This window comes from Gilliamella sp. Bif1-4 (assembly GCF_001690535.1).
Classification (GTDB): Bacteria; Pseudomonadota; Gammaproteobacteria; order Enterobacterales; family Orbaceae; genus Gilliamella; species Gilliamella bombi.
The window spans coordinates 22,075-33,603 of the sequence record NZ_LZHC01000007.1 but is presented as its reverse complement, the minus strand read 5'-3'; the positions used below and the strand labels follow the sequence as shown (position 1 = coordinate 33,603).

Sequence of the window (11,529 nt, the reverse complement as noted above, 5' to 3'; positions counted from 1 at the left end):
GTCTATGTAGCGACTGGTTTGCCTAGCAATCACTTTTCGTCCATATAAATCGATAATCACCGACAAATATAACCAACCTTCACCCGTTTTAATATAAGTAATATCGGTTACCCATGTTTTATTAGGCTTATCAGGATTAAATTGCCTATCTAACGTGTTGGGCGCAATATTGTGATGAGCCTTGTCTGTTTTATGCTTGAATTTACGTGCTGCTTTACTCCGTAATCCCAATTGTTGCAAAACACGGCTAATTGTCCTTTATGAAACTTGATAGCCTGCTTCTCTTGCATCATGAAGCAGGCTTGGCGCACCCAAACGGGCTTTATGTTGCCAATACTGCTTTTGGATATACTCGCTGAGTTTAACTGATTTGTTTGCTCTTTTTAACCAAGCATAATAACCCGATGAACTGACACCAAGTAATGAGCATATCCTAGTAACGGGATAGCAGGTTAAATGATTTTTCATATAAGCGTACTTCATCGACTTGGATTGTTGATGAAGTACACATGCGCCTTTTTTAGTATATCATTAGCCATTTTCAGTTCTTTAATCTCTTTTTCTAACGCCATAATCCGCTGTTGCTCAGCGGTTAACTCTCGACGGCTGGTTTTATTCGGGGAAAGTTGCCTAATCCATTTATCTAGGGTTGATTTACCCACACCTAGATGATTGGCAAGTTCGCTGATAGAAAGGTGTGCATTAGATAACGCATAATCCACTGATTGTTGTTTGAATTCGATATTAAATTTTTTGACCATGATATTTGTCTCCTATGATTTTTGTTTATACCATAGAGGCAACTTTTGTCCACTTTTTTGGCGAGGATCAATCCATATCCATAAATCAACTGAACCTACATCTCCGTCTGTACCATATTTTAGACACGGGTTTTCGAACGGCGGTAATATTATGGCATCACTACGATGATTATTTACGCGACCATTTTTACTAGTTAATGCCCCTAAACTCCATGAATACAGCAATAATAACAGTCCCAATACCAACAAGATTTTTCGGGACAATTTCGATAATAATTTAAGCGATAACTTTGAGGATATAAACGAGGAAAGTGTGAAAAATTGCCTAAGGGCGTTATTTGATAAATTTAAGACACAGGTTTATGCATTATGTTCCATCTTTCAAGTAATATTTTGTTTTATTTCGATTTTCATAACTATTCACTTATTTAATAAGCTTAATTTCCTAAAGCGATCAAATTATAGTCGCTAAAAAAATAGTTGGCTAGTTTTTGTGAGATTTTTTTTGTAAAGAAATGTGAAGATGGAAACAATTCAACTTTAAGGTAATAGTAATTTTTTAATTAAAATATGGTGCTATGTTTCTAAAGTTTTAACTTTTGTGGAAATATTTAATATTGGTAATAACGTTCAATTTAGCAATTTTGAACGATTTAACCAGACTTATCGAACAGAAGTGTTAGATTATTCTCTTTTTAACAGCCTAGCAGGACTTTACGATTTTATTGTTCTAACACAAATATAGTTATAACCCAAATGATCTACAAACTAGATAGAATAATTAACTGAAATAAATCAAAAAAATATCCTCCGCATTTAGCTCAATTCAGACGGAGGACATTTCAAGTTATTTTATAAAAACGTAAAAATTTGCTCTTTCGGTAAGCGTGATTTTGGTCGATGCGCATTGCCGTCATTTTCGGCTCGATAGCCTAATGTGGCTACAATAATACTTTTAAGCCCTTTGCTTTTGAGGTCTAAAATCTCGTCCATTTTTTGGGCGTCATATCCTTCAATGGCCGTTGAATCGATACCAATTGTTGCTGCTGCAAAAAGCAGTTGCCCCAATGCTAGATAAGCTTGTTTACTTTCCCAACATTGTTGCGATTCAATGGTTGCACTATTGAGCTTTACAAAGTGCCGACGACCTTGATCTTGTGCTTGTTTAAGATCGGCTGAAGGATATCTACCGTCTTTATCTTCTTGATTGAGAAGATTAACTAAATGGGCTTCGTCTAATGGTGTTTTAATACAAAAGACAATAGTGTGCGAGGCGCCAGTCACTCTTGGTTGATTAAATTCAAGTATAGCCGGTAAAATTTTATTTTTTGCCTCGTCGTTATCAATAACATAAAAATGCCATGGTTGTGAGTTAACTGATGATGGGCTGTTTCTTAAAACCGTTAATAACTGTTCAATCTTATCGGCAGGAATTTTTTTTGTTGGATCATAATGTTTGGTAGTGTAGCGTTTTTGAGAAATATCAACTATGTTCATTATTATGCCCTCGCGAGTTATTCTTTTCACCATTATAATTCGGTTTTATTATGTCTCAACTTATTATTTTAATAGATTTGTCAAATAGTAAAGCAATCCTTAATTAGTATTGAGTACTTTATTTTAATAAAAATAGAACATATTAAGATTGGTTACAAATAATCATTGACACCACTAATATCATTTGGTAAAAATAACATCAGTTTTAGACAGTATTAATTACAATTCAAATAGAGATTTTTATGTTTGTTAACTATTTATCACTCGACCTCAGCCTCCTCCTCGCATCAATTTGTGCGGATAGCTTGTGTGTGGAGTAAAAAGAAGTAGTTAAATAAACAACTCAACAAATTAACAAGAACCCGCGCTAAAGTGCGGGTTTTTTGTTTTTTTAACTTGAAATACCGAGATAGCGCTAAAATATATAAAAGGAAAAACAATGAACGATCAAGTCATTATTTTTGATACAACGTTACGCGATGGTGAACAAGCATTACAAGCAAGTTTGAGCGTTAAAGAAAAGTTACAAATAGCGCTTGCTTTGGAGCGAATGCGGGTCGATGTGATGGAAGTTGGCTTTCCTGTTTCATCTCCCGGTGATTTTGAATCAGTTCAAACGATTGCTAAGACCATTAAAGATAGCTGTGTTTGTGCATTGTCTCGTTGTGTTGATAAAGATATTGATGTTGCTGCCGAGGCATTAAAAGTTGCAGATCAGTTTCGAATTCATACTTTTATGGCAACATCAACCTTACATGTTAAGGATAAATTAAAAATGACATTTGATGATGTCATTGAAAGAGCTGTGCACTGTATTAAACGTGCACGTAATTATACTAATGATGTGGAGTTTTCTTGTGAAGATGCAGGCCGTACCCCAATTGATAACTTATGTCGTATCGTTGAAGCAGCAATTAAAGCAGGGGCAAGAACGATCAATATTCCGGATACTGTCGGTTATACTGTCCCTTATCAATTTGGTGGCATTATTCGTACCCTATTTGAACGTGTCCCGAACATTGATCAAGCGATTATCTCTGTTCATTGTCATGATGACTTGGGCATGTCAGTGGCTAACTCGATTAGCGCGGTTCAAGAAGGTGCTCGGCAAATTGAAGGGGCAATGAATGGTTTAGGCGAACGTGCGGGTAATACCGCACTTGAAGAAGTTATTATGGCGATTAAAGTTCGTCAAAATATATTGAATGTTCACACAAATATTAATCACCAAGAGATTTACCGTACCAGCCAAATTGTTAGCCAAATTACTAACATGCCAATTCCAGGTAATAAAGCAATTATTGGTAGTAACGCTTTTGCCCACTCCTCAGGAATTCATCAAGATGGGGTTTTAAAAAATCGTGAAACTTACGAAATTATGACCCCTGAATCAATCGGATTAAATCAAATCCAATTAAATTTAACCTCTCGCTCAGGACGAGCCGCCGTTAAACATCGTTTAGAGGAACTTGGATATCACGATAAAGATTATAACTTAGATCAAGTCTATGAGGCATTTTTAGAATTAGCTGATAAAAAAGGCCAGGTATTTGATTATGATTTAGAGGCATTAATATTTATCAATCAATTAAAAGATGAAAAAGAACATTATGTTTTAGATTATTTTAATGTTCAATCAGGTTCGACGGTTGTTTCAACCGCTTCGGTTAGCTTGTTAATTGGTGATAAAAAGTATTCTGATGCTGCAACGGGTAACGGTCCTGTTGATGCTGTTTATCAAGCTATCAACCGTATTACTGGCGAACCTATTTCGATTGTAAAATATCAATTAGCTTCTAAAGGACAAGGTGAAAATGCTTTAGGACAAGTTGATATTGTTGCCGAATATAAAGGTCGTAAGTTCCATGGTGTGGGGCTTGCAACTGATATTGTTCACTCATCGGCTTTAGCTTTAATTAATGTATTGAATAATGTGTATAGAGCAAATCAAGTTGCACAAGAAAAACAAAAATTACATCATGACTAAAAAATAATTTGTTTTGCCGTTTAACAGCAAAACATGAAAATTAATTTAGATTGTAAAGGAATAAAAAATGTCACAAAACTACCATATTGCAGTACTTCCCGGCGACGGTATTGGCCCTGAAGTAATGAGACAAGCCTATAAAGTATTAGATGTTATCCGCCAAAAATATCAACTTTCTATTACTACTAGTGAATATGATGTGGGTGGTGCAGCAATTGATATTCATGGTTGCCCATTACCTAATGAAACACTTGAAGGCTGTGAAAAAGCTGACGCTATTTTATTTGGTTCAGTGGGTGGTCCTAAATGGTCTAATTTACCACCTGAAAAGCAACCTGAACGTGGTGCGTTATTGCCACTACGTAAACACTTCAAATTATTTGCTAATATGCGCCCTGCTCGTTTATATCAAGGCTTAGAAGATCTTTGCCCATTACGCACCGATATTGCTGAGCGTGGATTTGATATTTTATGTATGCGCGAATTAACTGGCGGTATTTATTTTGGATTACCTAAAGGACGTGAAGGTAGTGGTGCTCAAGAAAAAGCATTTGATACTGAAGTTTATCATCGTTTTGAGATAGAACGTATTGCAAAAATGGGGTTTGAAGCTGCACGGTTACGTCGCAAAAAAGTAACTTCAATTGATAAAGCCAACGTTTTACAAACCTCAATTTTGTGGCGTAAGGTGGTTAATGAAGTAGCTAAAAACTATCCTGATATCGAACTTGAGCATATGTATATCGATAATGCCACAATGCAACTTGTTAAAGATCCGTCTCAATTCGATGTTATTTTATGCTCAAATTTATTTGGGGATATATTATCCGATGAATGTGCCATGATAACTGGTTCAATGGGGATGTTACCTTCTGCTAGTCTTAATGAACAAGGCTTTGGCTTATATGAACCTGCTGGCGGTAGCGCACCGGACATTGCTGGCAAAAATATTGCTAATCCTGCTGCACAAATTTTGTCATTAGCCTTGTTAGTCCGTTATAGCTTTAAACGTGATGATATTGCCTCATCTATCGAAACAGCAGTAAATAAAGCATTAGAACAAGGCTATCGTACTATCGATCTTGCACAAAAAGAACAAGCCGTTTCAACTGATGAAATGGGAGACATTATTTGTAAGCTTATTTAATTGAATTAGTCGTATTAGATGTGTAGTAAAAGGATATTCAAGTATGCAGAATAAACTGCTCCTTGTATCCTTTTTAATTCAATTAATTATAGTATTAATAAATAATGTCAAAGATTAAAACTAATACCAGTTGTAAAAAATAATAAGGAATCTGCAATGTCAAAAACACTGTATCAGAAATTATATGATGCGCATGTCGTTTATGAGGCTCCAAATGAAACGCCTATTTTATATATCGATCGTCATTTAGTTCATGAAGTCACCTCTCCACAGGCCTTTGATGGCTTACGTGCAATGAATCGTAAAGTTCGCCAGCCCAATAAGACTTTTGCAACTATGGATCATAATACTTCAACCAAAAGTAATGATTTAAGTGCCTGTAGCGAAATGGCTCGCATTCAATTAACCGAACTGGCAAAAAATGCCAAAGAGTTTGGAGTCTCATTATATGATTTACAAAGTCCATTACGAGGTATTGTCCATGTAGTCGGTCCTGAGCAAGGTATGACTTTACCGGGTATGACTATTGTGTGTGGTGATTCGCACACTGCAACACATGGCGCATTTGGTGCATTAGCTTTTGGTATTGGTACTTCCGAAGTTGAGCATGTGTTAGCAACTCAAACCTTAAAGCAAGGTCGAGCTAAAACTATGAAAATTGAAGTTAAAGGACATGTTGCTGATGGCATTACCGCGAAGGATATTATTTTAGCTATCATTGGCAAAACAACCAGTGCTGGCGGTACAGGTCATGTAGTTGAGTTTTGTGGTGATGCGATTAAATCATTATCAATGGAAGGACGCATGACGTTGTGTAATATGGCAATTGAAATGGGAGCTAAAGCTGGCATAATTGCACCAGATGAAGTCACTTTTGAGTACTTAAAAGATCGCCAATTTTCACCAAAAGGTGAAGACTTCGACAAAGCGGTGGCTTATTGGAAAACACTAAAAACCGACGAAGGTGCACATTTTGATACAGTTGTGACGTTAGAAGGAAAAGATATCGCACCACAAGTCACTTGGGGAACGAACCCTGGTCAAGTAACTTCAATTGATGCAACAATACCGAATCCTAATAATTTTGCTGATCCTATTGAAAAACACTCTGCTGAGCGTGCATTAGCTTATATGGGCTTAACCGCTGGTACCAAAATGACTGATATTAAGATCAATAAAGTATTTATTGGTTCTTGTACAAACTCACGTATAGAAGATTTAAGAGTTGCTGCGCAAATTGCTAAAGGCCGCAAAGTGGCTGATGGTGTACAAGCATTAGTTGTACCCGGTTCAGGACCAGTGAAAGAACAAGCTGAAGCCGAAGGATTAGATAAGATTTTTACTGATGCAGGATTTGAATGGCGCTTACCAGGTTGCTCTATGTGTCTTGCAATGAACGATGATAAGTTAGCACCAGGAGATCGCTGTGCATCAACCAGCAACCGTAATTTTGAAGGTCGCCAAGGACGCGATGCTAGAACACATTTAGTTAGTCCTGCTATGGCAGCAGCCGCAGCTATTACTGGTCATTTTACAGATATTCGCAAACCATTTTAAGGAGAAACTTGTCATGGCAAAATTTACAAAACATACTGGGCTAGTCGTTCCTTTGGATGCGGCTAATGTTGATACAGATGCAATCATTCCAAAACAGTTTTTACAGAAAGTAACACGCACTGGATTTGGTAAACATGCCTTTCATGAATGGCGCTTTTTAGATGATGCTGGCAAGCAGCCTAACCCTGAATTTGTCTTGAATAAACCCCGCTATAAAGGTGCCAGCATTTTATTAACACGTGAAAATTTTGGTTGTGGTTCTTCTCGTGAACATGCTCCATGGGCACTTGCTGATTATGGATTTAAAACTATTATTGGTTCAAGTTTTGCCGATATTTTTTACAATAACTCATTTAACAATCAATTATTATTAGTTAATTTATCCGAAGAAGATATCGATGAGCTATTTAAAATTGTCGAAGCTAATGAAGGCATTGAATTCACCATCGATTTAGTTAATGAAGTGGTCATTGCCGGCGACAAGCAATATTCATTTAAAATCGATGCATTTAAACGTCATTGCTTGTTAAATGGGTTAGATAATATTGCCTTAACCTTACAACATGAAGAAGCGATTAGCGACTTTGAACATAAAATCCCTTCATTTTTAGCTTAATTTTATTAAAGGGCGCTGATTGCGCCCATGATTAAAATAAGCGATTATATCCAAAAATTTAAATTCAACTTTAAAGCTGTTTTCGTTGACTTGATGGTGGAATTGATAAGGCTTCACGGTATTTTGCTACGGTGCGACGTGCAATAATAATACCTTGTTCTTCAAGAATCGAAACTAATTTACTATCACTTAATGGCTTTTTACTATTTTCTGCCGATATATATTTTTTCATTAATGCTTGGATAGCTGTAGATGAAACCTCACCACCTGAATCATTATTAACATGACTTGAGAAAAAGAATTTAAGTTCATAAATTCCGCTTGGACAATGCAGATATTTTTGAGTTGTTACACGAGAAATGGTCGATTCATGCATATCAATTGCCGTTGCAACATCAGACAAAATCATTGGTTTCATGTATTCAGCACCGTGTTCAAAAAAGGCTTGCTGATGCTCAACAATAAATTGGCTGACTTTTAATAAGGTTTCGTTACGGTTTTCGATGCTTTTAATAAACCAATTAGCTTCTTGCAGATGAGATTTAATATATTGCCCATCACTTTCATTAGCTAATTTTACCATATCGGCGTATTGCAGGTTAATACGTAAAGCTGGCACAGTATCGCTATTTAGATACACAACCCATTTTCCTTGTACTTTTTTTACCATGACATCAGGTATGACATAGTCTGGAGAAGCAGTATTAACCAAATAGCCAGGATAAGGTTGTAAACGTTGTATAAAGTCAACAGCCTCTTTTAATTGTTCATCTGTTGTATTTAACACTTTTTTTAAGTTTCTATAATCGCGTATGGCTAATAATTCTAAATAATTATCGATAATTTGTTTAACTAACGGTGGAGTATCTAAATGTTGAATTTGAATAGACAAACACTCTTGCAACGATCTGGCACCAACACCGATAGGATCAAAATTCCATATTCGTTTCAATACTGCTTCAACTTCGGCAATTTCAATTTCATCATTACCTTGTTCTTCAAGTATTTCTTCTGTTGAAACTGTTAAATAGCCTCTCTCATCTATAGCTTCAATAATAGATACCGCTATCGCCCTATCTGTATCGCTAAAGGGTGTTAGTTCAAGTTGCCATTCCAGATAATCATGTAATGTTTCGTGAGTTTCACCTTGATAGATAGGCAATTCATCATTACGGTAATCTGAGTTAGTTCCAGATGGAGTTCCTGCACTATAAATATCATCTAAAGATGCATCCAATGGAATATCATCGGGAATCTCTTTGCTATCTAAAGCCTCACGCGTATCAATATTTTCTGTTTCATCGTTTTGTTTAACGTTCACTTCGTCATATTGATCATCAACTTCAAGCAATGGATTGTTTTCAAGCGCAGTTTGTATTTCTTGTTGGAGTTCTAAAGTTGACAACTGTAGTAATTTAATCGCCAATTGTAATTGTGGCGTCATGGATAATTGTTGAGAGACTTTCAGTTGTAAACTGGTTTTCATCATAATCTGAACTCGTTTCCTAAGTAAACGCGTTTTACATATTCGTTACTTAAGATGTCATTTGGTGAACCTTCAGCAATTAAATGTCCTTTATTAACAATGTAAGCACGTTCGCAAACATCTAACGTTTCACGTACATTATGATCGGTTATTAATACACCCAACCCTCGATCACGTAGATGCTTAATAATATTTTTGATATCTATCACCGAAATTGGATCAACCCCAGCAAAAGGTTCATCAAGTAAAATAAATTTAGGATTAGCTGCTAACGCCCTTGCTATTTCTACTCGACGTCTTTCTCCACCTGATAGAGATTGTCCTATGCTGTCACGAATATGAGAAATATGGAACTCCTCGAGTAATTCTTCGGCACGATCGATTTTCTCATTTTTATCAATATCTTTGCGCGTTTCTAAAATTGCCATAATGTTATCTATAACAGACAATTTTCTGAAAATAGACGCTTCTTGTGGTAAATAGCCAATACCTTTTTGAGCTCGCTCATGTAAAGGTAAAATGCTGATATCATGATCATCAAGGTAAATTTTACCTGCATTTAATGTCACTATACCAACAACCATATAAAAAGTAGTCGTTTTACCCGCACCATTGGGGCCTAATAATCCAACAATTTCGCCTGAGTTGACAGTTAAACTTACATCTTCAACAACTCGTCTTTTTTTGTATACTTTGGCCAGATTTTCCGCTTTTAAAATTGACATTTTATTTGTTCATCCCTTTAACTTGGTTTGGGATAATAGTGCTTTTTACTCGCATATTCTTACCTGGATTGGCTAATATTTGCTGTTTTTTGACATCGTATGTAATCAGATCACTAACAATATGATTATCTTGTTGAAATAATTCAGCATGCCCCCGTAAGATAACATTATTTTGTTTTACATCATAAATAACTTGTGAAGAATGACCCGTTACAATCTTATTTTTTTCTGGAAAAATTTGCTTATAATTCACAGGCTTACCATAAGCTGTGATTTTTTGCTTATTTTTGTCTTGTGTGTCAGTGATAACCACTTTATCAGCTTTTATAGTTAATCCTTCTTGGACAATAACAACATTGCCAATAAATGTAATTGTATTATTTTCAATATCAATTTTTTGATTATCTGCATCTATCGTAATGGGTTTATTATCAGCGAACATTTTATGTTCTTCTTTAGAGTTTATAGATTGCGAAGTAAGTTCATTGGCGAAACTACTTAAAGAGATTGGTAGCAATAAAATTAATGAAAAAACAACCTGTTTTAGCGAACTCATGTTTTATTTTGCCTCTGTATTATAATATGTTTTTACATTTTCAAGTATGTTAGCCGTTTTGGCATGTAAATCACCCGCTAAACCAATACCAGTTGAATAAAATCCCACCCCATTAATGATGACAGGATCTTTTGATTTGACTAGTTGTAAAGTTAAATCTATCACGGCATTATCAGTTTTTACTTGTTTCAATTGAGCTTCTTGTGTCAAATTATCTAATTGAACATCATCATAAAGGTAAAGAAGTTTATCTTTTGTCAACGTCGCTTTTTTTGCTTTAATATGCCATGTAGCTGAATGATTCTGTTCATAAAACGTAAAATTGGGCAAATCAAATTCAGTATTATTTGAGTCATCAAAATGCCTTACATTACTGGACTCAATTTTATAAATAAGATCTCCAGATAAGTCATAAATATCTGTTAACATTTTATCACTTTGATAAATCGGCTTATCAGATATATTTAGAGTGGGTTGATTTACAACCTCATCTCCTTTTTGATAATTATAATAAACACCGATAACGACAATGAGAAGTAAAAAACAGATTAGATTTTTTTTATTCATAACATACGTTTTTCACATTAATTAGAAATTATTATTTCGAATACCAAAATTTTAATTATTTTACTTTATTTTTTAGTAAATTAATATCGAACATTAAAAGAAGTTAAATCGTTTTGTGGTAATAATTCAAAAATATTAACACGCGAAATGCGTGAAGATGCAGGACCGCCATTTTCAATCCATTTTATTAATTTGCTTATTTGTAAACTATTACCTTGGGCTATAATCTCAACATCTCCATTATCTAAATTTTGAACATAACCAACTAAATCCAGTTTTTGGACTTGCTGATAAGTAAAAAAACGAAATCCTACACCTTGCACGCGACCGCTAACATTTATCTTAACTTTTTTAATCATTTTGCAACCCCATTTTATTATAATTCAAATATATTTATCTTAATGATGAAATACTAATTTAGATTGAAAATACAGAACAAATTTTTTATCATGGTTAAATAGCTTATATAAAAATAAATACTATAGTTAAATGTAAGTTTCATTAATAATCTTACAACTATTAAGTTTTTTACTTATCGACTAAATTTTATTTTTCAATAAAATAAACAATAATAAATAATTAAAACAATGGAAATAAATATGTTATTAAAATATAAAAAAAGGTTTTTCT

Annotated in this window: 14 protein-coding genes; 4 read left to right on the top strand and 10 right to left on the bottom strand. The window is 34.7% G+C overall.

The window, feature by feature from the left end:
* From A9G25_RS00300 to nfsB, 5 genes are all read right to left on the bottom strand, one after another.
* The coding region (locus A9G25_RS00300; RefSeq protein WP_141674945.1) for a DDE-type integrase/transposase/recombinase at positions 1-240 on the bottom strand (240 nt) is incomplete at its 3' end.
* Positions 241-258: 18 nt separating this feature from the next.
* Positions 259-483 (bottom strand): hypothetical protein, encoded by a 225-nt coding sequence (locus A9G25_RS00295; protein ID WP_065625248.1) that lies wholly within the window; start codon positions 481-483, stop codon positions 259-261.
* Complete coding sequence (locus tag A9G25_RS00290) at positions 480-761, bottom strand: IS3 family transposase (RefSeq protein ID WP_065625218.1); 282 nt, start codon at positions 759-761, stop codon at positions 480-482. Before A9G25_RS00290 ends, A9G25_RS00295 begins: the two co-directional genes overlap by 4 nt.
* A gap of 12 nt (positions 762-773) precedes the next feature.
* Entirely contained in the window at positions 774-986 is a 213-nt protein-coding gene (locus A9G25_RS00285) for a hypothetical protein (protein ID WP_065625247.1), read from the bottom strand.
* Positions 987-1,613: 627 nt separating this feature from the next.
* Positions 1,614-2,258 carry an oxygen-insensitive NAD(P)H nitroreductase gene (nfsB, locus tag A9G25_RS00280; protein WP_065625246.1) on the bottom strand — a complete coding sequence of 215 codons (645 nt, stop codon included), beginning with the start codon at positions 2,256-2,258 and terminating at the stop codon, positions 1,614-1,616.
* Positions 2,259-2,697: 439 nt separating this feature from the next.
* Here nfsB and leuA point away from each other — a divergent pair, with 439 nt between their 5' ends.
* The 4 genes from leuA (at position 2,698) to leuD (ending at position 7,565) form a co-directional block, all read left to right on the top strand.
* Positions 2,698-4,245: a 2-isopropylmalate synthase gene (leuA, locus tag A9G25_RS00275; protein WP_034913245.1), complete on the top strand. Its 1,548-nt coding sequence runs from the start codon at positions 2,698-2,700 to the stop codon at positions 4,243-4,245.
* 67 nt (positions 4,246-4,312) lie between these two features.
* A complete protein-coding gene (gene leuB / locus A9G25_RS00270) occupies positions 4,313-5,392 on the top strand; it encodes a 3-isopropylmalate dehydrogenase (RefSeq protein WP_065625245.1) in 1,080 nt (359 codons plus the stop codon).
* A 156-nt stretch (positions 5,393-5,548) separates the two neighbouring features.
* A complete protein-coding gene (gene leuC, locus A9G25_RS00265) occupies positions 5,549-6,949 on the top strand; it encodes a 3-isopropylmalate dehydratase large subunit (RefSeq protein ID WP_065625244.1) in 1,401 nt (466 codons plus the stop codon).
* A 13-nt stretch (positions 6,950-6,962) separates the two neighbouring features.
* The gene (leuD, locus tag A9G25_RS00260; RefSeq protein ID WP_065625243.1) at positions 6,963-7,565 is read left to right on the top strand and encodes a 3-isopropylmalate dehydratase small subunit; all 603 of its coding nucleotides are present in this window, start codon (positions 6,963-6,965) and stop codon (positions 7,563-7,565) included.
* 70 nt (positions 7,566-7,635) lie between these two features.
* Here the strand turns inward: leuD and A9G25_RS00255 are convergent, their stop codons facing one another.
* The 5 genes from A9G25_RS00255 to yccX all read right to left on the bottom strand — a co-directional run bounded on the left by A9G25_RS00255 (position 7,636) and on the right by yccX (position 11,258).
* On the bottom strand, positions 7,636-9,051 hold the full coding sequence (locus tag A9G25_RS00255; RefSeq protein WP_065625254.1) for an RNA polymerase factor sigma-54: 1,416 nt from the start codon (positions 9,049-9,051) through the stop codon (positions 7,636-7,638).
* A complete protein-coding gene (lptB, locus tag A9G25_RS00250; RefSeq protein ID WP_034913235.1) occupies positions 9,051-9,776 on the bottom strand; it encodes an LPS export ABC transporter ATP-binding protein in 726 nt (241 codons plus the stop codon). Before lptB ends, A9G25_RS00255 begins: the two co-directional genes overlap by 1 nt.
* Before the next feature lies 1 nt (position 9,777).
* Positions 9,778-10,332 (bottom strand): lipopolysaccharide transport periplasmic protein LptA, encoded by a 555-nt coding sequence (gene lptA / locus A9G25_RS00245; protein WP_081297076.1) that lies wholly within the window; start codon positions 10,330-10,332, stop codon positions 9,778-9,780.
* Between the two features lie 3 nt (positions 10,333-10,335).
* Positions 10,336-10,899, bottom strand: coding sequence for an LPS export ABC transporter periplasmic protein LptC (lptC, locus tag A9G25_RS00240; protein ID WP_065625242.1), 564 nt, complete (start codon positions 10,897-10,899; stop codon positions 10,336-10,338).
* An 80-nt stretch (positions 10,900-10,979) separates the two neighbouring features.
* Positions 10,980-11,258 carry an acylphosphatase gene (yccX, locus tag A9G25_RS00235; protein WP_141674944.1) on the bottom strand — a complete coding sequence of 93 codons (279 nt, stop codon included), beginning with the start codon at positions 11,256-11,258 and terminating at the stop codon, positions 10,980-10,982.
* Between the last annotated feature and the right edge of the window lie 271 nt (positions 11,259-11,529).

What these genes read in the sequence shown, in the direction of transcription:
- A9G25_RS00295 (WP_065625248.1), bottom strand. Translation starts at nt 483, where the DNA reads ATGAAGTACGCTTATATGAAAAATCATTTAACCTGCTATCCCGTTACT.
- A9G25_RS00290 (WP_065625218.1), bottom strand. Translation starts at nt 761, where the DNA reads ATGGTCAAAAAATTTAATATCGAATTCAAACAACAATCAGTGGATTAT.
- nfsB (WP_065625246.1), bottom strand. Translation starts at nt 2,258, where the DNA reads ATGAACATAGTTGATATTTCTCAAAAACGCTACACTACCAAACATTAT.
- leuA (WP_034913245.1), top strand. Translation starts at nt 2,698, where the DNA reads ATGAACGATCAAGTCATTATTTTTGATACAACGTTACGCGATGGTGAA.
- leuB (WP_065625245.1), top strand. Translation starts at nt 4,313, where the DNA reads ATGTCACAAAACTACCATATTGCAGTACTTCCCGGCGACGGTATTGGC.
- leuC (WP_065625244.1), top strand. Translation starts at nt 5,549, where the DNA reads ATGTCAAAAACACTGTATCAGAAATTATATGATGCGCATGTCGTTTAT.
- leuD (WP_065625243.1), top strand. Translation starts at nt 6,963, where the DNA reads ATGGCAAAATTTACAAAACATACTGGGCTAGTCGTTCCTTTGGATGCG.
- A9G25_RS00255 (WP_065625254.1), bottom strand. Translation starts at nt 9,051, where the DNA reads ATGAAAACCAGTTTACAACTGAAAGTCTCTCAACAATTATCCATGACG.
- lptB (WP_034913235.1), bottom strand. Translation starts at nt 9,776, where the DNA reads ATGTCAATTTTAAAAGCGGAAAATCTGGCCAAAGTATACAAAAAAAGA.
- lptA (WP_081297076.1), bottom strand. Translation starts at nt 10,332, where the DNA reads ATGAGTTCGCTAAAACAGGTTGTTTTTTCATTAATTTTATTGCTACCA.
- lptC (WP_065625242.1), bottom strand. Translation starts at nt 10,899, where the DNA reads ATGAATAAAAAAAATCTAATCTGTTTTTTACTTCTCATTGTCGTTATC.
- yccX (WP_141674944.1), bottom strand. Translation starts at nt 11,258, where the DNA reads ATGATTAAAAAAGTTAAGATAAATGTTAGCGGTCGCGTGCAAGGTGTA.